This is a genomic window from Lysobacter tyrosinilyticus, assembly GCF_054779815.1.
Map to the genome: position 1 here is coordinate 23737 of NZ_BAAGXN010000003.1, position 24080 is coordinate 47816.

Genomic DNA, 24080 nt, shown 5'->3' on the forward strand with positions numbered 1-24080 from the left:
CAGGCTAAACGGCGCGGCTGAAAGCAGCAAGCGAGAGACAGGAGTCTTTAGTCTTTCCTTCGGTGGCATCCCACGCTGTCCGGCTTTGTCTGACGGGGCGTGATATCGGAAAGACACCGGAAGTGGCAGCAAAAGCCGCCTTGAGTCAGCTGGTGGATTATTTTACATAATATACATTATGCGAAGTGCGACGAGTGCCGAGTAGGCGCTCGTCCCGGAAGAAATTGCCGCACTTCCCGGTCACCGCGTGGCGGTTCCGGGAGACCCGCCTCACCCTCGCCCTGTCCGTCGAGGCCTGCGCGAATCTGCTGCACGTCAGCGAGCGCACCGTGCGCGGCTGGGAATCGGCTGCGCGGTGGTCCGCTACCTGGCACATCCGCACTGGAAGGACTTCATCGTTCGCGGATCTACGCTGATTACGCCAGAAGGCCGCCATCTGGCCGCCGGCGAACTCGGTTGGTGGTCGCTACTGGTCCTGCAGGCACAGCAACACAAACCACCCTCGCTTCACGGATGCACCAAGAAACTGCCGCTTAGCTGACGCACCGACTGCCCCAGTGCCGCAGGCGCCACGTCACCAGGACCTTGGAGAAGGCGGGCCAACCACGCCTCTAGATGCGGACCATGATGACCCGCCGCCAGATGATGCGTTCCGGAGAAAGCCCGACGCCATTTGTTCCGGACCACAAGTAACCGTTCCTCATGGGGCAAAGCGCCACTACTTGCGTCAGATGCTCAAAGCGCCACGTGATCAAGACTTTCAAGGAGCGCCAGGATGGCCACCGATACCCCTGCAAGCGAACGCCGGCGCGATCCATTGCCGCGGGTCCTACTGGTTGAAGATGAAGCGCTGCAGGCCTCGATGTTGCGTGTGCTGTTGCTGGATCGCGGTTTACTCGTGATCCACGCGCAGAACCTGCGGCAGGCGCTGGACGTAGTTGAAACGCCCATTGCGGCGGCAATTCTCGATATCACGCTGGCGGAGGCCAACGTCTATCCCGTGGCGGAACGCCTGCGCGCGAAAGGCATTCCGTTCTTCTTCGCTTCGGGGGCCGAGGCGTACCAGATCGTTCCGGCGTTCAAAGACGTCCCACTGGTGCACAAGCCGTACCGGATCGACCAGGTCTATGCCCTGCTCGATCGGATGCTGGGACTCACGGAGCCATCCGCCTCCCATTAGTAAACGGCCGACAAATCGCCCCGAAGTTGAAATGCGAAACTGGAATTGACGCTTACAGCGCCGGCTCGACAATCTCGAATGAGACCGCTCACGCCGTCGATAGCCTCACCCACAAGCCCCGTAATCACCGCGTGAACGTTTCAATACAAGTTGCCTTAAACCACGACGTTTCTGCGTTTTCTTCAAGCTTGACTTAGCAGATACCCGCCGATATATACGACGCGAGACTTGCTTCAGAGTCTCGAAGGGTAGTTCCTCTCATCCACTCAGCTGCATGGGCACATGCAGTCTGCGACTGCTGGGTGCCCTCAAGGAAGGAGTCCAAGCTTATGGAAACGAAAGCCGAAACCATCCGGAAGCCCTTGAAAGAGAACGAAGTAGTCATTCACGTCCCGAAGGGGACCGCTGGCAACGTACGCGTCGTCGAAGCTGATGCGCCCTCGCTTAACACCGAGATTACGGTTCAAGTAAGCAAGAACCGCCGCCCCGGCGTGATTCCGGTTCTGGGCGTCATCGTCAAGTAAAGAATCGAACGTAGCGCTTTGTGTCCTCCCTGCCCGCACGTTGTGCGGGCAGCGGAGCATGTTGTCTGCGGCTTCCTAAGGAAGGGATACTCATGCAGTCGCATTCGCACGTCGCCTTATCTGATCACCCTGTCTTGCGCGCGGACGCCATCGTGCGTATCGCTGATGAACACAGTGTGGAGATCGAGATCGATGACGATATCTTCACGCTATCCGGCTTGGCGCCGCGCCCGCTGGCGCAAGCACTCAATCTTCTGAACGGTGTGCGCCCGCTTGCCGAGGTGAGCAAGCTAGTCGCCGTGCCATTGGACGGCCTCAATATCGTCATTACGCATCTCTCGGCCGCTGGCGTAGTCAGCAGTGAGCCCAGTGCCGATGCCTTGATGGAGCCATCCGAGTTCGCCCATCTCTGCAGGTCGTTGTATCGGCCATGGAAGGCGCGGCTCTTCGGCCATGAGCTATGGCGAGGCTTGGTCGACGGGACGCTGGATCGACGCATCTTCGTCGGCTGGGCGGTCGAAAGCTATTGGTTTATCGAAGGCGTGCTCGATCGACTGCCAATGGCAACCGCATACAGCGAGAACCAAAAGCTGCGCTCCGTCTTCGCCCACCACTTTTCCGAAGAGTGGGATCACTTCCACTTCTTCACCCGCACGCTGGATGTCCTGGGCGTGACCGCCGAGCAGCGGCAGGTCGGACAACCACTGCCGAGCACGCGCGCAATTCTCCACTGGATGCGCAATGCGGCCAGGCGAGATCCTCTGCGCTATGCCGCTTGCTCTGGGTTCCTTGAATCCACGGGTGCAGATCGGACCGCCGCGAGGTCCTTCTTCGATCATGTCGCGGAGCACTACGACACGCCAGCTCGGGTAGCCGTGACGCCGATGGCCGAGCACGTGACACTCGACGAGGACTATGGCCATAACACCGTGGTGGAGAACGCAGCCAACTGCTTCTCCAGCATCTCGCGTGATCGCGCCCAGCAGGCGCTGCAGAGCGCTTACGGCTTGCTAGAAACCCTGGAGATGTGGTCGAGCGACATCCTCCGCCACTACGCCGCACCCTCCTCTCTACCGCTCACATCGCCGCGGATCTACCGCGGAGCGGAGTTCTGATCATGTCGCTAATGCACCGGCGCACACTGCTATCGCCTCATTGCAGAGTCTCCATAGAGCCGAACACGCTTGTGATGACGACTCGGGAGGACCAGTACCGGCTTCCAGTTTCCGACCCCGAGGCGTTTGCCCATGTCTTGAAAGGACTGCGCGAGCCGCAATCGCTGGCCGAAATCGCAGCGAAGCAGAATGTGGATGGATCAGTACTTGAGCCGCTGTTGGAGGCTCTGGCAAATGATGCCGTGCTTCTAGACATAAACGCGGCGCAAGAGAGTCAAAACGATGTGGATGCCGCTCAAGCCATGCTGCGCGAAGCCCGCTTCTGGGCTCGCACCGTCTTCGATCAATCGTTCTGGGAAGATTTGCTCGCCGGCCGTTTCACTCGCGCGCAAGTACTGGGATGGGGCGTCGAGTTCTATCACTTCGTGGATGCGGCCAACTTCTATATGCCCCTCGGCGTCGCGAACACACGCCATGCGCGGCATCTGCGTGAAGCGATTACACGACATTACATCCAGGAAATGGATCATGGCGCGATCTTCCTCGAAGGCCTCGCGCGCTCCGGGCTCGATCGCTCGTCGATTCTGATAGCGCCGCCGCTGCCTCACACCCAGGCGCTGATCAATGGTCTGGCGGAACTCGCAATCGAGGGAGAATTGCCCTACACCGCCGCATTCGCGGTGATGCAACCAGGCATCACCGAGCCTTCGGTCAAGGCTCTGGACGAGTTCTATGGAACGCTGAGTAGCCTGTATCCATTCGCGGCGCCCATGTTCGATGCGTTTCGCCGGCACGCGCGCATCGACGTCGAGCTGCACCACGAGGAGACGACGTTCACCTTGCTGTGCCAAGCGGGCATCACACCCAAGGAGCGGGGACGGGCAAGTCTGGCGATGCAGACCGTCGCCGAGAACTTCGTCCTGTTCTTTGAAGGAATCCAGGACTGGTATGGGAAACAGGGGGACTTTTCGCTCCGCCGCCCGATGGTTGCCGGAGTGCCTGCGTGACGTGCCAGACCGAGATCGAGGCGAGTATCGAAGCGGCTTATACCGCGCGGCTTAGAGCTTCCGGTCCAAGCCTGACAGCCGAGCCCGTCCTGGCAGGCGGTGCGGCGCACCAAAGCTGGCGCATGTCGCCCTTCCCTATCGTGTTTGCGCGCGCCAATGGCGCCGAGAAGTGGGATGTGTCCGGAGTGCGCTACGTCGACCTCTGGATGGGGCATGGTTCTTTGCTGCTGGGCAATGCGCATCCCGCCGTCGTCGATGCCGTCGCGAAGCAGATGCGGCTGGGGCAGCACCTCGGGGGCGCTCACGTATTGCAGTACGCGTGGGCAGAGCGCATCCGAGAATTGATGCCCTCCTGCGAGTACGTTCGCTTCACTGCGTCGGGTACGGAAGCCACACTGCTGGCGCTGCGCGTCGCCCGCGCATGGACGGGTCACCCTCGGATCGTGCGGGTCGATGGCCACTATCACGGGTGGCACGACGAGGCCTTGGCGCATGCGCTGCCGAGCAAGCAAGGCGGATTGAATCCCGGTGTCGATCAACATGTCGCCGTCGTACCGCCGTTGGATACCGGAGCCGTGCTGGATGAGCTCCGCGAAGGCGACGTAGCCGCGATCATTCTCGAACCGGGTGGAGGCAGTGCCGGTTCTCTGTCGTGGTCTCCGGAGTACCTCGCATCGCTTCGACGCATCGCGGATCTCCATGGCGCGTTGCTGATCTTCGATGAGGTGATCAGCGGCTTTCGTTATGCACCTGGCGGCGTCCAAGCACTTGCCGATGTGCGTCCGGATATTACGGTGCTGGCCAAGATTGCGGCTGGCGGCATGCCCGGCGGTCTCATTGGCGGCCGGAAGGATGTTCTTTCGGTCATTTCGGGCGGGCTTTCCGCAACGAACGAGCCCGCTCATGTAGTGCATGCAGGCACCTTCAACGGATTCCCGCTCAGTGCCGCCGCGGCGCTTGTCACGCTCGATCTCGTTGCCGATGGAACAGCACAAGCCAAAGCCGAGGCTGCCACTTGCAACCTGGTTGCAGGGATCAACGCTGCCGCCCACGCTGCGGACATAGACGTTCGTGCGACTCACCAAAGTTCCATCTTTCATCTGCTGATCGGTGCGCTGGACGCAGGAGACCCGATCTCTCCCGGTCCCGCTGTCGTGCGTTTGGCGCGCGAACGCTCGTCGGACTATGCCACCTTGCGCCGCACGCTATTACTGGAGGGCGTCGACTGCCATATGAGTCACGGGTGGTTATCGGCCGCGCACGACGCGCATCTTATCGACGAGACGATTCAGGGCTTTGAAAGAGCCTTCGCTCATGTGCGCGAGCTTCCCTCCTTCCGTGCACCCGCGAAATTGCCCACATCCGTGTTGTCCGGGCACTGCGGAGAGACATGCCCCGATCCAACCTGCCCAAGCCGTTTCCGGCTGGTTGCGGGTTGCTCTGCCCCCGTGGGCCAGTTGCAAGAGGCGGAAAACGATGGGGGCGCACCGTGAGCTCGAACGGTCATCTTGTTCAACTCGTGGACGGAGTGCTTGATTGCCCGAGCCGGGCCAACGAGATTCCATCCTACGATCCCTCCACCGAGAGACTGCTGGCACTCGCACCCGAGGCCGACGCCGGAGTAGTAGCCAAGGCCGTGGCTGCAGCACGTCGCGCCTTCGATGATGGAAGCTGGTCGATGCTCCCGGTGCAAGCGAGGGCATCCAAGCTCCAGCTCGTTGCCGATCTTCTCGAAGAAAATCTCGACGCCTTCGCGCAGGCGGAGTCGGCCGACACCGGCATGACCTTGAAGATGACCTCGCAGGGACATCTCCCGCGAGCCATCGCGCACCTGCGCTTCTTCGCCGACGAAGCAGTGCGGATGTCCGGGGAATGCATCCCCATGGACGGGGCTTACTTTCATCTCGTACAGCGCGAACCCCTGGGCGTGATAGCCGTGCTCGCCCCATGGAATGCGCCCCTGGCGGTGGCGACAATGAACGTGGCCGCTGCCCTCGCCGTAGGCAATACGGTGGTTCTGAAGAGTTCTGAGCGCGCCCCAGTGACTTTGGCGCTGCTTGCCAAACTGTTCGCGGCAGCCGAGTTTCCGCCTGGCGTGATCAATGTGATCCATGGCCGCGGGCAACCCACAGGAGAAGCGCTGGCGCTTGCCGGAGGCGTGGATGGCCTGTGCTTTGTGGGCGGCACGGAAACCGCCAAGACCATTTCGAAGTGGGCCCCGATCCATCGGCGCAATATTTTCGAACTGGGCGGGAAGTCGCCCACGATCGTACTTGCAGATGCCGATCTCGACGCTGCAATCGATGGCGCCTTGCTGTCGGCGTTCTCGAGCAACGGCGAGGTCTGCACGGCGGGTTCGCGCATCCTGATTCACGAGAGTCTTCAGCACGATTTCCTCAATCGCTTTGCCGAGCGAGTGCGCGCGATTCGCGTGGGTGATCCGCGCGATCCGCACACCGAGATGGGGCCCCTGATCGACGGCGCGCACTTGCAGAACGTGCTTGCCACCGTTGAACGCGCCGTTGGCGAAGGCGCGACCGTGGTCTGCGGTGGGCATCGACCTGCCTCACTTCCTCTAGGCCACTACATGACCCCCGTCGTGCTGACCGACGTGCAGGCTGGGATGGAAATTGCACAAGAGGAAGTCTTCGGGCCAGTAGCGGCAGTATTCTCCTTCCGCGACGACGCAGAAGCCGTAGCCCTCGCGAACGACACGAACTACGGACTGTCGGCCACCGTCTGGTCTGCAGACAGTTCTCGCGGTCTCGCCTTGGCACGCCACCTCAGATGCGGCGTCGTAGGGGTAAACGCGCCGGTGATCCGGGACATCCGCGCACCGTTCGGAGGACGCCGTGAGAGCGGCATCGGCCGTGTCGGAGGAAGGTGGAGCTTGGAGCAGTACACAGAGATCAAGACGATCAACGTCCGAGTTTCTGGCATGTCGCTTCCTCGCATGGGGACTGGAAACGCTTTGTGAGCGGGACGGCGGTACTGATGCTCTCACCGCATGTGCGGTGGGCTCACGCAAACAACCGGTTGCGCTTGGAAGCGCCGGGGTGTGTCATCGACCTGAGCGGCCCGCAGCTGCCGACGTTGCCCGCCCTGCTTGCCGCCCTGGAGCGTGGCGTATTACAGAGCGAAGCTATGTCATCGCCGCACACGAGAGTCTTGGAGACGCTCGCCGCGGAAGATCTGTTGGTGACGCTGGATCCAAGCCCACGGACAGCCGATACCTTTCTGGCCAGACTCTTCGCCATCTGCGACTCCTGGGTGGAGGACATCTTCCGTTCGCCATTTTGGGATGCGTTTCATCGGGGTGAAGCATCCCAGACGCAGGTCATGCAGTTCCTGGCCCAGCTCTATCATCGCACCGTCGGCGCAGACCGCCACAATCTCATCGCGGTGAAGCGCTGCAATGATCCAGACGCACGCGACTTGCTCGATCGGCACTACCGCGAAGAGTTCGGTCACGCGGCGATCCTGCTCCACGGCTTCGCCAAATGTGGACTCGCACGCGATGGCGCAGTGGTGCATGGCCCGCTTGATTCCACGCAACGCCTGATCGATTACATGGTCGACATTTCCTCGGACACCATGGCGTACCTGGGCTGTTACGCGATCTTCCACACTCCGTCGACCATTCGCGGCGAAGAACAACTTATTCGCCAGTTTGAGTATTTCGCAAAGTTGTACCCCTTCGCAGCGCCCGCTTTTGAGTCGGTATGCCAGCATGCGCGACTCGACTACAAACTGGGGCACGCAGAAATTGCGCTCGAACGGCTTGTGCGCACGCGCGGATGCCCGGATGACGAGGGCATTCGTTCGGCGATGCGCGGTGCCCGCGGAGCCGCTGCCGCGTTTCGCGCGATCTTCGACGAGCTGTCGCTGATCGTGGAGGCGTAATCGCCTCGTAACGCTGCACCAACTCGCTTTTACCCATAAGTCCGAGCGCAGCGAGAGGGATCTGCTTTTCGCTAGCAGCCCCTGCGGAGTGACAAGGATCTCCTCTAATCAGCTGCGCCCGTGGTGCTCTCTCAGCCAGTTCAGCACCTGCGCGGCGTTTTCGTCAGGCGGAAAAACGGGGTACCACAGCTTCACGATGCGACCGTCCTCAATGATCCAGGCCATGCGTTTGATTAGCGCCTCCCCGGCTGCGTCGAACGTAGGCAACGACAGCGTACGCACCAGTTCGAGCTTGGCATCGCTGAGTACCGGGAACGGGAGGCCTAGTCTGGCGACCAGTTCGCGTTGATATTCGGTGGTCTGGGTGCTGAGCCCAAAGATCCTGCATCCCATGGCCGCGTACTCGTCTGCCAGGTCTCGATATCCGCACGTCTGCGGCGTGCAGCCACGCGCACCTGGCACTTCATTCCAGTTGGGAATCAGCGGCGGAATCCCCGGTTGCCCTGTCCTCGGATAGACGAACACCACGCTCAGCCCTGGCATTACCGACAGATCAATGCTGGTACCGTCTGTCGCAGGCAGGGCGAGGCTGGGAAAGCGCATGCCCTCCAGGTGATCACAGGCACCGTCGTCTATCGGCACCGGAAGATTGTCAGGGAGGCTTAGGAGGTCGTTGATGATGGGCATGATCCATTGCCTCCGAAATTGGGAGCGATTGCATAGACGCCGATTTAAGGCCTCGGAGCCTATACGGCCAGGCAGCTGTAGGACGCTCGACTAATTTTAACGCCTTGGAATGGGCCCTGCCTGGATGATCTCCAATGCATCCGTCACACGCGATGCACGCGCTACGCCGTAACCCGCATCAACTAAGGCGTCTTCCACCATCTGCGCCAGGGCAATCTCATCCTCGACTAGCAGGTCGCACGTCATCCTCGACTAGCAGGTCGCACGGTGTACGCGATGCACCGCTCATTGCCCATCGTCCCAGTCTCGTGCTCAACGGCAGTGGCTGGCGGCATTGGCCCTCCAGCGCAACCAAACCTAGATGGGCTGGGGTGAAGACGCCGCGAGGTAATGGCGGTTACCGGTACACGCCGTGCGCAATCTGATTGATGCGGGCGAATACTTCCTCACCACGCACTTCAGCAAACAGTTCCTGCGCCGTCTTCCGGCCATCGTCGAAGTGGGCCGTGCAGAACCATTTCGCAGCGAGCGTTTCGTCCATGTCCCATTCCTTGAGTACATTCCGAATCTGGGGATGCGCCGCCAGCAGGACCGGCCAAGCATTTCGGCAGGCGTCTTCGTAGGCGTCCTTGGCGGCTCGCATCCGGTCAATGGCGGCAAGTAGGGGGTGGTCCATCGCCTCGTTCCGATAATGTGCACACGTCCGCTGCGATCTTACCGGGGCAGGACGGCTCCACGGGCATGACTAAGCTTCCGTAGTGCGCGAGCGCGTGCCCTTCGCAGGCCGCGCGCCCGACCGGCTGCCGCGCTTGCGGGCTGACGGCGGCACCGCCGCGTCCGTGCGCAATTGGATCGCGACTGGATCAGCCCCGATTTGCTAGATCGGTGGCTGTATCGCCACAGCCGAATTTTCGGAACAACTGGACCCATAGGCCCGCATCTGTCCTGGTGTGGATCGATATCACCAGCGGTCGGCCAACACCGCTGCCCGAAGGTATCCGGGCAGCGGCAGCAGCGGACAACTAGTTGGGTAGTTGGGTTCAGCCGAAGCCCATCAGTCGCGCCGCATTTTCAGCAAGCATCAGCGTCGGTGCGTGGATATTGCTTGCCGGCAGTTCCGGCATCGCCGATGCGTCGACCACCCGCAAGCCGCGTACACCACGCACTCGCAGCTTGGGATCGAGTGCGCTGCGATGATCGGACCCCATCGCGCAGGTCGAACTCGGGTGATCGGAAGTAAACGCCGCGTTGCGGATATAGGCGATGCGCTGCTCGCGCGAAAGACGGCCCGGAAACGCAACTCCGGTCGTGATCGACGACAATCGCCGCGACAAACCGATTTCGGTGGCCAGCTCCAAGCCTCTGGACAGAGCTTCCAGATCCTCGGGTGCCGACAAACAACGCGGATCAATCCTTGCCGGCGAACGCGGATCGGCGCTTGTCAGTCGGAGTTGGCCGCGACTGTGCGGTTTGATCAGGGACGGAATCAGCAGGAAGGATGCGCTTGGATCACTTCCCGTCCCGAACTGAGTGCTGATGATCTGGAGATTAGGCCCTTCCCCGGCAGGGTTGGTCCGCGCGTAATAGAAGCAACCCAGCCCATTGCCGACTGGGGGGGCAAGCGATTGTCGGGTCTGGAATTCGACACCGGTGACCGACACACCATCCTGCAAATTGCGACCGACACGAGGCGAGTCGGCATGCACCGCAATGCCGAGCGCACGCAGATCGTCGGCCGGTCCGACGCCCGAATGGAGCAGGATCTTCGGGCTGCGAAGCGTCCCGGCCGACACCACGACTTCAGCATCGGCGCGGAATCTCACTGGCGCGTTCCCGGCGACGGCATTCACGCCGCGGCAAACCCCGCCTTCGATGATCAGCGACAACACCTCGACCCCGGTCAACAAGGTCAGATTCGGGCGCGACAATACCGGAAGCAGATAACCCTGTGCGGGGCCAGATCGACGGCCATCATGGATATTCACATCGCTCGAGCCGACACCATCGATCAGAGGGGCGCCATTGAACGCGACTTCGCCCAAACCGAACTCACGTCCTGCTTCGATCAATGGTCGGGTCAACGGGTGGTCGGCTGCGAGCGTTGTGGTCGCAATCGGCCCATTGCGACCGCGGCGTGGATCGGGCGCACCGGAATACGATTCGACCCGGCGAAAATTCGAAAACATCCGCAATGCGCCCCACTCCGGGCCCGCCGCCCGCTCCCAGGCGAGATAATCGCGGGCGTCGCCACGCACCCAAGCGCATCCATTGATGCTGGCCGAACCGCCAATCACGCGGCCTGCCGCAAGCGGCAGTTCTCTGCCGTTCAAGCCGGCCTGCGGCGCGCTGACGTATGCCCAGTCCGTTTCGCTGCCCAAATTCAGTGGCCACAACGTCGGGTCGTACAATTTCGGCTGATCCAGATTGGCCGATCCGGGTTCCAGCAGCAGAACATTCACGGCGGGATTGGCGGAGAGCCGGTTCGCCAGCACACAGCCAGCGGCACCTGCGCCAACCACGATGTAGTCGTAACTGGCGAGCAAATGAGCGCGACGCGCACGCTGATTTTCGGCCGCCATCGCCGCCTGATCCGCTAGCTCGGCAGCGAAGACTGCGGAGACACCCGCGGCAAGCAAAGTCTTCAGAAAACTGCGGCGATCAATTGCACCCAGATGGGCGGCCAATGTCAAACGGTCGAGCTGCTTTTGTTCTTCCTCACGGAATTCCATATCCCCTGTCCTTGTGTGGTTTTACAGCGGCCGCTCTAAATGACACCGGGCTCAACGCAGCATCTCTATGCCCTGCCCCGCGTCTATAAGGGTTTGCCACGAACAGTTGCCGGAAAATTTCTCAACCGAAGAGCGGTCAGCGAAGCCGCTGATGCGTCGGGCCTGCGCTCCCTACAGCAGTACGCAGACAAAGCGGCCGTTTGAGGCACGCGAATCGCCAGGATGGCTACGGATACTTCGGGTATGGCGTCTACCCTTACGCCGTAGGCAGCCAGTGCCTACGGCGACTCAAAGATCAAAAGCGGTAGGAGTAGCCAAGTCCAAGCGTCGTCAGATTGGGTTTATCCACCAGGGGGCTGTCTTCGACGGCGCTGCCGTAACGCGTGAACCCCGCATCCAAGAACACTGTGTGGTGTTCGGCGGGGTTGTAGTCCAAGGTCAGTCCGACCTGCGCGTTGGTGGTCGCCTTGCCTTCATAGAAGGGACGATCGACCAGCACTTCGCTCTGCTCCACGCCGTAGTAGTAGTCGACGTACTTGTCATCGATCCATTCGGCAACCAATCGAGGGGTAAACCCAAAGCTGCCCGCAGCGAAGCGTCGGTCCATTTGGAGCTTGGCACTGGTTCCTTTGCTCTTGCCGCCGGCATCGGTAAGAACCTCACCAGTGAAGTTCGCGAAATCTGTGTTCCAGACGACGGCGCCGCCTGCCCACAGGCTGAACTTGCGATCTTTCATTCCGGTGAGTGCCGGCGAGTCCTTCGCATCGTAGCCGTCGCCGGCCACGCTGGCACGAAGGCGGAAGGACAGTGTCTCGCTCGAGTTCAACTTGATGTCGAACTTAGGCAGTGAGGCGCTGATCCACCTGCTCTCGTACGATACGAACGGAAGGACGTATGTCTCGGTGTCGTAGTCGGCATAGGGCTTGTCGAGGCCTTCCGCTGCCAAGCCAGCAGACCACTGGCCATGACCGTCGCTGGCGTCACTACTCTGAGCGAGCGCCGAAGGCGCCCACATAAGCGCCGCGATAGCAGTGGTGAGGCCTGCCGCAACCAGGTTCGGGCGGAGTCGATTTTGGGGCATAGCTTCAAATCCTTTTGGTGGTGGTGGTATTCCGTTCTGCTCGTACACGCTCCATTTGGTGCCGCCGGCAGACGCGCTCTTGTCACTGCCCCAATAGCCGGGCAATTCGAGTTTGTTGTACAGATTGACGACTTCGACGATCGCGTTGTCGAGAGTTTCGTCGGTGCCTGATCCTGACAGCGGCTCAGGGCTTGCACATTGGAGGCCGAGGCCGGAATCGAACCGGCGTGCGCGGATTTGCAGTCCGCTGCATAACCACTCTGCAACCCGGCCATCAATTTCAGAATAGTACGTCCGAATGTTAGACGCATGACAACCGGACTATCCAATAACAAATAAGGGCTGATCGAACTCCACTGGCTGGCCATTCTCAACCAGGATTCTAAGAATCGTCCCGGACGCGCTTGCTTCGATCGAGCTGGCCGTACTCAATGCCGCTACGATTCCCAGCGTATCGCCACGTTTGACACTTCCTCCGATGCTGACGAACGGAGGCTGGACGGGACCGGGAGAGGCATAGGAAATGCCCACCATCGGCGAACGGACGATGTGCTTGTCTGGCAGGCGTCCTTCGGCCTGACCGGGGCTGCAGATGGTCAGTGGCTGTTGCTGAGCCAGGGACGCCTCGTTTCTGGGTGATCGTGTAACACGAACGTCCACTCCATTTTCCCTGACCTCGACTTCGGCCAGGCTCGACGTCTTCATCAGCCGGAGCAGATATCTAACTCTGCGGAGGTTCATGTGATGCCTCGGTTGGCAGGATTTTCAGCGTGAGGAGTTCACACCAACGCGCGACGCAGGAGCGGTGCAAACGCCCCTGCAGGTATGACTGAGTCCTCGCGCCTACAGTCGGGCACGTGCCTACACGCTGACGGGAACATCCGTCGCGCCGCGCAGGTTGATGCGGCCGTTCCAGCGCACCCGACCGGACAACGCCAGTCCGGGGAACCTGTTCACCAGCCGGCTGATCGCCACCCTGCCCTCCAGCCTGGCGAGCGCGGAGCCGAGACAGTGGTGCGCGCCGACGCTGAAAGACACGTGATGGCGGGCCTGTTCGCGGTCGATTCGCAGTACGTCGGCATCCGGGCCGAACGCCCGCTCGTCCCGGTTGGCCGCGCCGAGGCAGGCGATCATCATCGCGCCGGCCGGGATCTCCCGGCCACCGACCTGGTACGGAGTGAGGGTGATCCGACGGGTCTGGTGGGTGGGGCTGTCGTAGCGGAGGAACTCCTCGACGGCGTTGCCGATGAGGTCCGGGTTCGATCGCAGCAGCGCTAATTGGTCGGGGTGGCGCAACAGCGCGGTGACACCATTGCCGATCAGGTTGACGGTCGTATGGTGGCCGGCGATGAAGAGCAGCAGGATCTGGGCCACCAGCTCGTCGTTGGAGAGAAAGTCGCCGTTATGGTCTGCCTGGATGAGCGCGGTCAGCAGGTCGTCGGCCGGATTGTTCCGCTTCCACGCGATGACCTCTCGCATCATGCCGGAGAGCTCGACCTCGGCGTCGACGATGGATGTCATCACGTCGGGATCGGCGACCGGTTCCAGCGCGATGACCAGCGTCTCGGTCAACTCGAGCAGCCGCTTGTGATCGGCGATGTCCGGCATGCCGAGCATCGTGGAGATCACCGCGAACGGCAACGGGAACGCGAGTGCGTCGATCAGGTTGACCGAGCCGGCATCGGCGATGCGGTCGAGTGACTCGTCGACCAGTTCGGTCACCATCGGCTCCAGCGCAGCGATCGAGCGAGGTGTGAACACCTTGCCGACCAGCGACCGCAGCCGGGTGTGGTCCGGCGGGTCACTGTCCAACAGAGTCACCAGCTTGACGGGTGCGTTGGCGATGAGTTTCTCGTACTGGTCGCGCATCGGGCCGGCGGCGAGGTTGCTGTCCGCCACGGAAAGCCGAGCGTCGCGCAACAGCGCGGAGACGTCGGCGTGACGCGAAACGAACCAGAACCCCATCGGATGCTCCTGCACCGGGTTGGTGTCGCGCAGCGTCCGGTAGTGCTCGTACGGGTTTTCATCAAATCCCGGCTTGAACGGGTTGAACAGTTCCGGGGTCGTCGTCCCGGTTTCCTGGATCGTCGTTTCGGCTTCCTCGATCGTCTCGGTCATGCTCTGGTTCCTTCCGTTCTCGGTAATGGTCTGGTTCGGTTCACAAGAAGACTGGCTGCAATTTGTTTCGGCCGTTCGTGCTGGCAGATGTGCGAGCCCATAGGGCGCCGGAGGTTCGAGAGTCCAACAGGCGCCCTACCCGACTGTTCGAATTCGGCGGTTAGGGGCCGTGTGCCGAAGTAGCTACGGGCATCCGGTCGCCGATGTCGTCAATGAAATCCAGCTTGGCGTTGACGTACTTGGGTTCCTTCAAGCTCGTCCGCAACGTGGTCGCGAAGAACTTGTGGCTATCGTCGACGTTGAACAGGTTCAGGAGGAAGTACGGAAAAAAGCCGACGTCAGAGAAACCAACGTCCTGGATCAGTGCCACTTCCACCTTGCCGTTGGCTTTCGGCGTGTACTTCCATTGGTTGTGAATCCGCTCCAGCCGTACTACGCCGGGCGTGGGCGGCAAGCTGTTGGGCATGCCCACCACATCGAGCGTGACCTGCTTGGTCTTCTTGTCCTGATGGAAGATTGTCGAGATCAGTAGCTCTCGATCGGCGAACGGTCCGGGGAGCTCCACTTGCCACATATCCCTGTCGAACCTGTCGTTGTCTCCTGGCGTCAGGTCGAAGTTCTTGATACGGGTCATTTTCTTGCATCCGGGTATCCACTCTATGCAAACCTGCAGAGTGTCGCCGACGCCGATATGCTGCGAGGTCAACTGGGTCAGCGTGTAGTCGCCCTCCATCACCGTTCGCATCTTCAGCATCGCGTCGCCCGGGGCCTTCATCGTGTAGACCTTGATGCCATCCTCGTCCTTGGCGAGCTTCCATTGAGCCGAACCGCAGGCCACCCACGCGAAATGCGCGACGAGTACGGCCATCACAAACAAGCTGAAAGCGAAATAGAGTCTCTTCCAGAGTGGATCTTTGATCTTCTTGGCGGCCTTGTCCGTGGTCGCGGTATTCGATACTTCGGTCATGTCGTCTTCCTTGTCTTGCAATGGGTTGGGTGATGGAACACGAGCGCCGCTCGCGGGGTGGCGGCGGTCAGGCCGACACGACCTCCGCTTCGGCGGGCATGTTCACGTTCCGGGTTTTGGTCAAGATGTCGGCGAGATACTTCGCCAGGCAAAGCAGGGTTAGTGTCGGCGCGACCCGTCCGTTCTCCGGGATGAGCGAACCGTCGCAGACGTAGAGATCGCGCACGCTGGTTTCGAGTCTCGCGTCGACATCGCTGCCTACGCGCAACGTACCGAGGGCGCCGCCGGAAAACATTGGTGCCTTGAATATGTCACGGGCGCCGGCGCGTTCGAGGATCGCCCGCGCCGCCTGCTCGCCGCGCGCGAGCTTGTCGAAAACCGCGGCATCGAGCGTCTTGTGGTAGCGACCATCGGCGGAGAGCCCGCCGCCGACTTCGTCGTGGGCCATCACCGTGACTCCGATGCTCTCGGGATACGCGAACATCCGCGAAATTTGCATGTACTGCAGCATGAACATGCGGAACGGCAGCTTGTGCACGTTCGCGTCCTTGAGGACGATGCCCTCTTCGAGCGTGGTTTCCATGGTGCCGCAGAAACTGTCGACGCCGCGAAGGCCCGGGACGCGGCCGAACATGGTAAAGGCGGGATCGATGTAATAGCCGCCGGCTGCGACATGCTGCAGCCCGCTGCCGCGCAGCAGCTGCGGCGTCGCCAGCGAACCCGCGCAGACAACCACCCGCTCCGCCCGAAACTGGACCACTCCTTCCTTGGTCTTGCATTCCACGCCGACCGCGCGCCCGTTCTCGATCAGTACGCGTTCCGTGAGGGCCCCGCACTTGAGCACCGCGCCCTGGCGCACGGCTTCGTCGACGAAGGTCAGCGCCTTCCACTTGGCCTCGTACGAGTAGACGCCGCTACATTTCGACTGGTCGATCAGCATCAGCTTCTTCTTCCAGTCGTAACCGAGCGCGAGGGCCGCTTCGCGCACTCTGTGCGCCTGCGGGCTCATGAGCGCGTCGGCCATCTCGGCGAGCGGGACCTGTAGACGCATCGTGTCGTAGGCGGGCTGCAGATCGATCCCGAGCGCGCGATAGGCATCGATCGGCGGTTCGTCCATGACCGCCATGAACATCGCGCTCGAGCCGCCCGCGGCGTACACCCTGGCGTCCTTGAGCTTGTCGGCCACAGGGACCTCGTTGAACATCGACCCGAGCGTCCAGATCGTCTCCTTGAGCGGGATATACGGCCCCCGCTCCAGGATCAGCACCTTTTGCCCGCTACGACTGAGTTCGCGCGCGATCACCGCACCGGCGGTGCCTGAGCCGACCACAATGCAATCGTAGATTTCAGCGTCTCTGGACATGGTCATGACTTGGTCGATCCCTGTTGTGTGGTTTCCGTCCCCTGGGTCAGGTACTTGCGGTAGAGCTGCATATGACGCTCGCGATAGGCGAAGTCGGTCAACGAGCGCTCGCTCAGAAACTCTTCGTCGATGTCGACGTTGAGCACGACGAGGGGATGCTCCCAGGTGGTGATCCGGCGCTTGGTGAGGTTGTTCATCGCGGCGTTCGTGACCAGCCAGACCTTGCCGAACTGCTTCACCTCCAGCACCGTGTACTGCTTGTAATTCCTGCCGCTACGATCGTAGAGATCCTCCTTCAGCACGATGAAGCGCTCCTTGTCGACATAGGAGACGATGCGACCGTAGAAGGAATGCTTGCGGCGGCTGGCCGTCGGGGTTAACTCGATCTTCCAGACCGGGCGGCCACGATAGGTGTCCTCGCCAAGCATTTTGTACGTGTAATCCCTCACCTTCCTGACGTCCGCGTCTTCGGCTGACAATTCCGAACCGAACACGGCTCCGCTCTCGCCGCTGTCGGCGACGGAAACGATGCGTTTGACCTTGCTCAACACAGGCAGATAGACCCAGAAGTCAGAAGCCTTGTCTTCGGCGTATCCCCAGGAAAGCATCGCCGTGTTCTTGTCGCTGATCGGTTGGACGATGACGTCGAGCGCCTTGAATTCGAGGTCGCGCTGTCCCGGGAGGCCCGGGGTGCTATGGGTCTTGCTAAACGACTCGACGACCACGATGCGTGGCTTCTCGGCGCAGGACAGCTTTCCGCCGCTTACGTTGTAGCGGCAGGTCGAATACTTCAACTGGCGGGCCGAAGACGAAAAGCTATGATTCGTCGCATCGTCCACCTTGATCATGATCTCGCGGGCGTCCTGCGCAAGGCATGCCGTCGGGGCGGCCAGGAACAGGGCTGCGAGAAAAATACGGTAAGCGGTTTTCATCCAACGGCTCCTTCTTCAACTTCGGTTTGAATATCAACAGCATGGCTGGTAGCAGGAACATGCTCCTTCTTGAACTTCGGTTTGAACTTCAGCAGCAGCGCCGGCAGCAGGAACAAGTCGTTGAGCAGACCCATGAAGATCGCAAGCGCACCGAACTTGCCCATGTTGGACGTGCCCGCCGCGGAGGCGATGGCCATGATGCCGAAGCCCAGGCCCAGGATTAGCGCGGTGAACACCACGCCCGGGCCGGTGTCGGCCATGGTCCGCTGCAGCGCGGCGTTGACGTCACCGTCCTCGGCGAGTTGCAGCTGGTAGTTCGAAATGAAGTGCACGGTGTCGTCGATCGAGATGCCGATGATGATCGGCGCGAGCATCATCGTGAAGAAATCAAGGGGAACTCCGGTGATCCCGAGCAGTCCCAGGGCGAGCAACGCAGGGATCAGGTTGGGAATCAACGCGATCATTCCGACCTTGAACGAGCCGAACACCAGCAGCAGGATCACGCTCACCACTACGAGAGCGATCCCGAAAGTGATGACTTCGTTTTCCGTGAGGTACTGTGCCGCCTGCATCGCCAGCGCGAAGATGCCGGTGATGGACACTTCGGCCTTGGGGTACTTCGTCTTCAGCTGCGACATCGTCTCGTCGATGTCGGCGCGCATCTGCTTAAAGACCTCGTAATACTCGTACGACCCGTAGTTGTGCAGCGAGATCTTGATGTTGGCCTTGCGGTAGCTGTCGTCGACCAGGCGCTGGCGCTCGCTCGGGTTCGCGTTGTTGAACAGGAACAGCGTCTGCGACAGCGTTTCGCGCGTGTCGGGGATCCGCTCGTACTCCGGAGCGTTGCCGTTGAGTTTCCGGTTGGCGTCCTTCGCGACATAGGCGATGGAGTTGGTCGTCACCACGTACTTCTTGTACTTGGTCTCGAACTTCTTCTGCAGCTCGTCCATCGCCTTCAGTACAGCCGGATCCTGCAGGGCGAAGTCCTCCTCGAAATCGAGGTACAGCACCATGGCGGAGGAGCCCATCATGTGCTCGTCGGCAACCTTCACGCTCTGCGTGAAGGTCGAGTCCTTGGGGTACTGGTCCAGGATCTGCGAGTCGATCTTCACCTGGGTCGCGCCGTAGATGGAGACCACGAGCACCAGCATGAAGGGAATGATGAACGCGACCGGACGCCTCTCCACGAGCGGAACGACCTTGTCCAAGGCCGACTTGAGACGCGGCAGCACATCCAGAAACTGCTTTTTCTCCGGCGTAGCGACGATCACCTTCTTTTTCGACACCGTCGGCCAAAGGTCGATCAACACCGGCAGCAAGTAGAAGGTCAGCAGCAAAGCGAACAGGATGCCGAGGGTCGACATGAACGCGAAGGTCTGGATCGGAACGACCGGCGTGATGTTCAGCGCCATCGTGCCGGCCACGTTGGTCAAGCCGGTCAGGAGCAGTGCCACGCCGGCGAACTTGTAGGTGTGGCGCAGCGCTTCCTGATGGCCGATGCCGGATGTGCGCAGGCGGGTGTAGCCGGTCAGCGTATGTACCGAATCAGCGACACCGACGGTCAGAATCAACAGGATGGTGAGGATCAGGAAACCGGTGACGGTGAGTCCGAGCAACCCGGTGACGCCAAGCGTGAAAACCGTGCTCAGGATGACGATCAGCATCGACCACACTACGGCCGACGCGGAGCGGAACAGGAACCACAGCAGTACCATGATGATCGCGAACGCGGCCAGGTAGAGAATGCCCATCTCTTCGGACATCTTCACGTCGTGCTCGGCGGCCGCAGTGTTGCCGACCGCGTAAAAGTCGAACTGCTTGGCGTACTCGGGCTTGTTGAGGATCTTCTTGAGCTCCTCGAACAGCTTCAGGTAGTCGGCCTGGTCGGTGGGCTTGAACTCGACCGGCTTTTCCTCATCTGGCGAGGCGGTCTGATCAAGCGACAGAATCGTTTCGTCGGTGACCTTCTCCGCGTCGACCGGGACGGTGCCGAAATCGGTTTCGATATAGATTCCGCCGTACTTGTGATCGCGCGAGAAGAACTGGAGCGGCAGCTGCTTCTCGGCTTCCGCGATCGCCTTGATCTCGGCGATCGCTTCGGGCGAGGTGGGCACCGTGTCGCCCACAAGCGGCCTGGAAGCCAGCACGTCCCCATCGACCGTCAGCACCGGAGCATTCACCAGGGTGTCGACCTTGACGATGTGTTCGAGCGCGGATTCCTCGCCCTCCTTGAGCCTGGTGCGGAAGTTGATCAGCTCGTCCTGGATACCGCGCGCGGCTTCCAGCGAAGCCGGCGAAAACACGTTCCCGTCCTTTGGCTTGTAGACGATGTAGACGCCGTCCTCGCTGCCGAACTGCGCGTGGTAGCGGTTGAACGCGACCAGCGTCGGGTCTTCCTTGGCGAACCACCCCTCGATGGTCATGTCCGTGCGCAGCTTGCCGAGGCCGAAGATGCTCGCGGCAAGCAAGGCAAGGAAAACAATGCCGACCAGCAGGCGCCTCTTGCGCAACGCATCCGGAATGTTTTCGAAGTGCTCAGACAATCGGCCTACGATTCGCTCTCTAACGGACATGAATGCACTTCCTGTTGGTCATGGTGATTGCCCTGCGGAGGCTCGACGCCCCTGCAGGGACAGACTGATTGGGGGTTCAATGCGGCGATGCGTTCCGGGTCCACCCCGTGTCATCGGTCGCGCCAGGCCGGCGGCTTATTTGAAGATCCTCGCGATCACTCCACTGCCATCCGCGCCGACGACGGACAGATGGTCCGCGTCGACATCGATGCATGCGGCAGGCTTGGCCAGGAACTTGTTCCACCCCAATTCCGGCGGCTGGTCGCCGTTGCCCCGCGTCGCGCGGACGACCACCGTCTTGCAGGCTTTCGGCAGCTTTTTCGGACGATAGCTGCGGCAAGCCTTCTCGTTGGCGAGCGAAAGCCGATAAGCAAGCATGAAATTCTCTCTGGGCATCCAGAAGCCGTTGCGCTGGACGAGTTCGAAGAGATAGTCGGCCCACCGGTCCTCAGGGACTTCGCGGAATTCATCGGCATCCATCTGGAACTTGCCACCGAGCGAATTGATCAGGTTGACGAAGGATTCGAAAATCTCATCCGGGAGACTGCGGACGGACGGCCCCGGGCAGCGGCAATCCACCAGCACCAGACGTTCGACTTCGACGTTCTTCTTCATCAGTTGATGCGCCATCTCGAAAGCGACGACCGCGCCATTGGAATAGCCGATCAGGCTCAGCTTGCTGCAGTCCCGCAATGCCGCAAGCGTGGCGATGTTGGCTTCGGCCATCGCGCGTATGGAATCGAGAGGTTCACGCTTGCCATCCAGGCCAACCGCCTGGAGCCCGAACATCGGGCGCACGCCGTCCATCGCACGGCTCAAAGTCCGCAGCGACAGGATGCTGCCGTCGGCACCCGGGACGGCGAAGACTGGCGTTCCCGACGCATTGGTCTGCATCGGCACAAGGTCGTCGGCGACCGCGTCCCGGCTCACGAACCACGTTTCGAGATCGGTTTTCGCCGCGGCCGCCGCCCGCAGCAGCTTCGAACCGGAGGCCGCCGCGGCGCGCGCGCGCGGGGCCGCGGCGGACACGTCGGCCGTGCCGAGGACGTGGATACGATCAATCTTGGTCCGGTAGTTTTCGGTCAGATGACGACCGAGCTGCTGGATGTCAGGGTAATTGAACACGACGCTCGGGGAGATGTTCTCGCCGAGCAACCCGATGAGTTTCTGGATCAACGAGGCCATTCCGACCGAATCGAAGCCGATCTGAAGGAAGCTCTGGCCGACATCGACGTCCGCGTACGGAATCTGCAGCAGTCGCGCGGTTTCCTGTGCGAGGAAAAGCACGATCTTGTCCTCCGCATCGAGCACTTTCGCCTGTTCGCCGTCGGCGAGCGTCTCGACGAAGCGCCATTCGCGCGCGACTTCCGGCGCACCACCGTCGTCGGGCCCGCTCTTTGCTTTCTGCGGCCTTGCTACGGTGGGGATTTCCACACGCGACGGAGTATCGGCGTCGTCGAAATCCAGCCAGTAGCGGTTCTTGGCGAACGGGTACGACGGAATGTCGACCAACTGCGGCAGCGCCTGCGCGTTGCGGCGGCGAGTCATGACCACTTCGCGCCAATGGCGCTCCCAGGGCATGTCGATGCCGCCGACCCACAGCAGCGCGATATCCTTGAGCATGCCTTCGCGCAGGTTCTCGAGCAGCTTGTCCTCGCCGATCTGCGACTTGATCACGTCGAAGACGCGTGCATTGTCTCGCTCCTGCGGGCCGCCGATGAAGATCGGACCATTGCTGTCCACCGGCTTGTTGCTATCCAGAAGTTTGGCTGCACGCGCCAAAGCTTCGAGCAGTTCCTTGTGGCTGGCGGCGACGATGGCGAGCCGATGCTCCATCGGTACGGTCGCCAGCTGCATGGTGTAGGCCAAGTCCTCCAGCGGCAGACGGCTGGCGTAGAGGGTCAGCGATTCCTGCAGAGATTCGCGCGTAAGGGCCAACGATTCCTGCAGGGATTCGCGCGTACGTGCCGAGAAGACGAACAACTGGCGGCCGCCCTGCTGCGCGCGCGTGACGCCGTGGTCGGTGCGGTATTCCTCGAACAGCAGGTGCACGTTCACGCCGCTGTCGGAGAAGGAGTTGACGCCCGCGCGGATCGGTTCGTCGCCGCGGCGCAGCGTGTCGAACGGCAGCGCGTGGTCGGCGATATACAGCGGATGCGCCCTGGATTCGATGTCGATGAAGCTGTTGAGCGTCTTCTTCGTGATCGTGGCGGGGAACTGCTTGTGGTGCAGCGACAGCGCGACCTTGATCGCGCTGGCCACGCCGCTGGCCGGCTCGACATGGCCGATGTTGCCCTTGATGCTGCCGAGCGCGCAGTGTTTCTCGCCCGTGGTCGCATCGAATGCATTCTTGATGCCTTCGAACTCGAACGAATCGCCCCACTTTGTGGCGTAGCCGTCGACTTCGATGTAGCGGACCGAGTTCGGCGCGATGCCGTGCTTCTCGTAGCATTCGGCGATCACCTGAGTGATGGCTTCGTGCTTGATCTCGGAGATGAAGCTGGCACGGCCGCGGTTGTTCTGGTGGGTCGCGACGACCTTGGCGAAGATACGGCGATTGTCGCGCTCGGCATCATCCAGCCGCGTGAGCACCAGCAGGCCGACGCCTTCGCCGCGGGTGAAGCCGTTGGCAGCGTCGTCGAACACGCCGCAGCTGCCGTCGGGTGACAGCAGGCCGTAGCGTGCGATCGCTGCGTAGTCGCCTTCGAAGAGATTGAGCGACACGCCGCCACAGATGGCCACGTCGCACTCGCCCTGTGCCAACGATTGACAGGCGCGGTGGATCGCAAGCCCGGACGAGGCGCAACTGGCGTTGACCACTTCGCTCGGGCCCTTGAAGTCGTACAGGAACGAGATGCGGTTGGCGAGGTAGTAGATCGGGCTGGACGAGCTGAGCGCCGGAGCGCTCGGAATGCGGTGCAGATTGCGACGCAGGTGATGCTCGTATTCGGCGTACTCATAACCGAGGAAAAGTCCCGTGCGCGTACCGCGCAACTTGTCCGCGCGCAAGCCTGCGTTCTGCAGCGCGTGGTAAAGCGCCTGCGTCACCAGGCGTTCCTGCGGGTCGCACAAGCGGGCTTCGTCTTCGCTGAGGCCGAAGAAGGCGGGGTCGAACCGATCGACCTCCTCGATCAGCGCGCCCCAGCGCGGCGCGGCGTCGGCGTCGGTAGCGCCCCAACGGTTTCGCTTCAGCGGCGCGATCAACGAGCGCTGTTCGATCAGGTTGTGCCACAGCGCTTCCGGTGTCTTGGCATCCGCGAACGTACAGGCCATGCCGACGACTGCTATCCCGGGATTGCCGGTCGGCAGCGCGACCGCCTGCACTTCGACGGGCTCGGCGCTGTGCTCGTCGACGGACAGACCGTAGTAATCCAAAAGTACGTCGGCGTGGTACTCCAGCAGATGGTCGATCAACGCTTGCTTGGATGTGAAGCGCTCGCCGTGCAGGTCCAGGCCGTATTCGTCGCGGACGAAGGCCAGCATGCGTCCGAGGCCCCCTGCCCCGTCGGTGCGCGGTTGCCGCCGTACCTCCGCACGGCGACGCGGGGCAGCGCCCCCACCAGCCGGTCCCGCCGATGCCTTGGCTGCGACGGGGGGCGCAGGCTGTGCGGCGGCGGCCGGCTGCGCCTTCGGCACCGGCGCGGCCGGGGCCTCGTTCATCGAACCGCCGATGAAGCCGGCCAACTCTCTGATCGAGTTGACCGAGGTCAGCTGCGCCGGCGTGATCGACACCTTGAGCTGTTTGCTCAGATTCGTCATCAGCTCGATCGCGATGATCGAGTCCATGCCGAACGAATCGAAGTCAGCGTCGACGTCCAGCCGATCGACAGGGATTTTCAGCGTGGACGCGACCGTTCTCGCGATCGTGTCCAACAATGGCAGTTCCGCGACAGCGCTCATT

At 61.5% G+C, this 24080-nt stretch carries 19 protein-coding genes, 1 tRNA gene and 1 pseudogene; 9 read left to right on the forward strand and 12 right to left on the reverse strand.

From position 1 onward, the window contains the following. The first annotated feature begins 355 nt into the window (after positions 1-355). From ACYVGK_RS07155 to ACYVGK_RS07190, 8 genes are all read left to right on the forward strand, one after another. Positions 356-541 (forward strand): DUF3653 domain-containing protein, encoded by a 186-nt coding sequence (locus ACYVGK_RS07155; RefSeq protein ID WP_460732660.1) that lies wholly within the window; start codon positions 356-358, stop codon positions 539-541. A gap of 234 nt (positions 542-775) precedes the next feature. Further along, on the forward strand, positions 776-1180 hold the full coding sequence (locus ACYVGK_RS07160) for a response regulator (protein ID WP_460732662.1): 405 nt from the start codon (positions 776-778) through the stop codon (positions 1178-1180). Between the two features lie 329 nt (positions 1181-1509). Continuing rightward, positions 1510-1704 carry a hypothetical protein gene (locus ACYVGK_RS07165; RefSeq protein ID WP_460732664.1) on the forward strand — a complete coding sequence of 65 codons (195 nt, stop codon included), beginning with the start codon at positions 1510-1512 and terminating at the stop codon, positions 1702-1704. A 92-nt stretch (positions 1705-1796) separates the two neighbouring features. Beyond that, positions 1797-2819, forward strand: a complete 1023-nt coding sequence (locus ACYVGK_RS07170) for a thiaminase II/PqqC family protein (RefSeq protein WP_460732666.1) — start codon at positions 1797-1799, stop codon at positions 2817-2819. Positions 2820-2893: 74 nt separating this feature from the next. Further along, positions 2894-3826 (forward strand): iron-containing redox enzyme family protein, encoded by a 933-nt coding sequence (locus ACYVGK_RS07175; protein ID WP_460732668.1) that lies wholly within the window; start codon positions 2894-2896, stop codon positions 3824-3826. After that, positions 3823-5319 (forward strand): aspartate aminotransferase family protein, encoded by a 1497-nt coding sequence (locus ACYVGK_RS07180; RefSeq protein ID WP_460732670.1) that lies wholly within the window; start codon positions 3823-3825, stop codon positions 5317-5319. Before ACYVGK_RS07175 ends, ACYVGK_RS07180 begins: the two co-directional genes overlap by 4 nt. Continuing rightward, positions 5316-6803 (forward strand): aldehyde dehydrogenase family protein, encoded by a 1488-nt coding sequence (locus ACYVGK_RS07185; protein ID WP_460732672.1) that lies wholly within the window; start codon positions 5316-5318, stop codon positions 6801-6803. Before ACYVGK_RS07180 ends, ACYVGK_RS07185 begins: the two co-directional genes overlap by 4 nt. Before the next feature lie 17 nt (positions 6804-6820). Continuing rightward, the gene (locus ACYVGK_RS07190; RefSeq protein WP_460732674.1) at positions 6821-7729 is read left to right on the forward strand and encodes a hypothetical protein; all 909 of its coding nucleotides are present in this window, start codon (positions 6821-6823) and stop codon (positions 7727-7729) included. 108 nt (positions 7730-7837) lie between these two features. Here the strand turns inward: ACYVGK_RS07190 and ACYVGK_RS07195 are convergent, their stop codons facing one another. Next, positions 7838-8416 (reverse strand): peroxiredoxin, encoded by a 579-nt coding sequence (locus ACYVGK_RS07195; protein ID WP_460732675.1) that lies wholly within the window; start codon positions 8414-8416, stop codon positions 7838-7840. Positions 8417-8828: 412 nt separating this feature from the next. Here ACYVGK_RS07195 and ACYVGK_RS07200 point away from each other — a divergent pair, with 412 nt between their 5' ends. Next, complete coding sequence (locus tag ACYVGK_RS07200; RefSeq protein ID WP_460732676.1) at positions 8829-9080, forward strand: hypothetical protein; 252 nt, start codon at positions 8829-8831, stop codon at positions 9078-9080. A 376-nt stretch (positions 9081-9456) separates the two neighbouring features. Here the strand turns inward: ACYVGK_RS07200 and ACYVGK_RS07205 are convergent, their stop codons facing one another. The 11 genes and pseudogenes from ACYVGK_RS07205 to ACYVGK_RS07255 form a co-directional block, all read right to left on the reverse strand. Then, positions 9457-10995 carry a GMC family oxidoreductase gene (locus tag ACYVGK_RS07205; RefSeq protein WP_460733431.1) on the reverse strand — a complete coding sequence of 513 codons (1539 nt, stop codon included), beginning with the start codon at positions 10993-10995 and terminating at the stop codon, positions 9457-9459. Positions 10996-11440: 445 nt separating this feature from the next. Continuing rightward, positions 11441-12226, reverse strand: coding sequence for a MipA/OmpV family protein (locus tag ACYVGK_RS07210; protein ID WP_460733433.1), 786 nt, complete (start codon positions 12224-12226; stop codon positions 11441-11443). Between the two features lie 33 nt (positions 12227-12259). Further along, positions 12260-12391 (reverse strand): annotated as a pseudogene (locus ACYVGK_RS07215) (Tn3 family transposase); the annotation flags it as partial. A gap of 34 nt (positions 12392-12425) precedes the next feature. After that, a tRNA-Cys gene (locus tag ACYVGK_RS07220) sits at positions 12426-12499 on the reverse strand. Positions 12500-12547: 48 nt separating this feature from the next. Next, entirely contained in the window at positions 12548-12967 is a 420-nt protein-coding gene (locus tag ACYVGK_RS07225) for an acetyl-CoA carboxylase biotin carboxyl carrier protein (protein ID WP_460732678.1), read from the reverse strand. A gap of 120 nt (positions 12968-13087) precedes the next feature. Continuing rightward, entirely contained in the window at positions 13088-14344 is a 1257-nt protein-coding gene (locus ACYVGK_RS07230; protein WP_460732680.1) for a cytochrome P450, read from the reverse strand. A gap of 160 nt (positions 14345-14504) precedes the next feature. Then, positions 14505-15311: an SRPBCC family protein gene (locus ACYVGK_RS07235; RefSeq protein ID WP_460732681.1), complete on the reverse strand. Its 807-nt coding sequence runs from the start codon at positions 15309-15311 to the stop codon at positions 14505-14507. 67 nt (positions 15312-15378) lie between these two features. After that, positions 15379-16680 (reverse strand): FAD-dependent oxidoreductase, encoded by a 1302-nt coding sequence (locus ACYVGK_RS07240; protein ID WP_460732682.1) that lies wholly within the window; start codon positions 16678-16680, stop codon positions 15379-15381. After that, complete coding sequence (locus ACYVGK_RS07245; RefSeq protein ID WP_460732684.1) at positions 16677-17606, reverse strand: outer membrane lipoprotein-sorting protein; 930 nt, start codon at positions 17604-17606, stop codon at positions 16677-16679. The genes ACYVGK_RS07240 and ACYVGK_RS07245 overlap by 4 nt, the downstream gene beginning before the upstream one ends. Beyond that, on the reverse strand, positions 17603-20149 hold the full coding sequence (locus ACYVGK_RS07250) for an efflux RND transporter permease subunit (protein WP_460732686.1): 2547 nt from the start codon (positions 20147-20149) through the stop codon (positions 17603-17605). Before ACYVGK_RS07250 ends, ACYVGK_RS07245 begins: the two co-directional genes overlap by 4 nt. Before the next feature lie 165 nt (positions 20150-20314). Further along, positions 20315-24079, reverse strand: a complete 3765-nt coding sequence (locus ACYVGK_RS07255) for a beta-ketoacyl synthase N-terminal-like domain-containing protein (protein WP_460732688.1) — start codon at positions 24077-24079, stop codon at positions 20315-20317. Position 24080: the final 1 nt, after the last annotated feature.

What these genes read in the sequence shown, in the direction of transcription:
- ACYVGK_RS07225 (WP_460732678.1), bottom strand. Translation starts at nt 12,967, where the DNA reads ATGAACCTCCGCAGAGTTAGATATCTGCTCCGGCTGATGAAGACGTCG.
- ACYVGK_RS07165 (WP_460732664.1), top strand. Translation starts at nt 1,510, where the DNA reads ATGGAAACGAAAGCCGAAACCATCCGGAAGCCCTTGAAAGAGAACGAA.
- ACYVGK_RS07235 (WP_460732681.1), bottom strand. Translation starts at nt 15,311, where the DNA reads ATGACCGAAGTATCGAATACCGCGACCACGGACAAGGCCGCCAAGAAG.
- ACYVGK_RS07245 (WP_460732684.1), bottom strand. Translation starts at nt 17,606, where the DNA reads ATGAAAACCGCTTACCGTATTTTTCTCGCAGCCCTGTTCCTGGCCGCC.
- ACYVGK_RS07175 (WP_460732668.1), top strand. Translation starts at nt 2,894, where the DNA reads ATGACGACTCGGGAGGACCAGTACCGGCTTCCAGTTTCCGACCCCGAG.
- ACYVGK_RS07195 (WP_460732675.1), bottom strand. Translation starts at nt 8,416, where the DNA reads ATGCCCATCATCAACGACCTCCTAAGCCTCCCTGACAATCTTCCGGTG.
- ACYVGK_RS07255 (WP_460732688.1), bottom strand. Translation starts at nt 24,079, where the DNA reads ATGAGCGCTGTCGCGGAACTGCCATTGTTGGACACGATCGCGAGAACG.
- ACYVGK_RS07170 (WP_460732666.1), top strand. Translation starts at nt 1,797, where the DNA reads ATGCAGTCGCATTCGCACGTCGCCTTATCTGATCACCCTGTCTTGCGC.
- ACYVGK_RS07190 (WP_460732674.1), top strand. Translation starts at nt 6,821, where the DNA reads ATGCTCTCACCGCATGTGCGGTGGGCTCACGCAAACAACCGGTTGCGC.
- ACYVGK_RS07205 (WP_460733431.1), bottom strand. Translation starts at nt 10,995, where the DNA reads ATGGCGGCCGAAAATCAGCGTGCGCGTCGCGCTCATTTGCTCGCCAGT.
- ACYVGK_RS07160 (WP_460732662.1), top strand. Translation starts at nt 776, where the DNA reads ATGGCCACCGATACCCCTGCAAGCGAACGCCGGCGCGATCCATTGCCG.
- ACYVGK_RS07240 (WP_460732682.1), bottom strand. Translation starts at nt 16,680, where the DNA reads ATGACCATGTCCAGAGACGCTGAAATCTACGATTGCATTGTGGTCGGC.
- ACYVGK_RS07210 (WP_460733433.1), bottom strand. Translation starts at nt 12,226, where the DNA reads ATGCCCCAAAATCGACTCCGCCCGAACCTGGTTGCGGCAGGCCTCACC.
- ACYVGK_RS07230 (WP_460732680.1), bottom strand. Translation starts at nt 14,344, where the DNA reads ATGACCGAGACGATCGAGGAAGCCGAAACGACGATCCAGGAAACCGGG.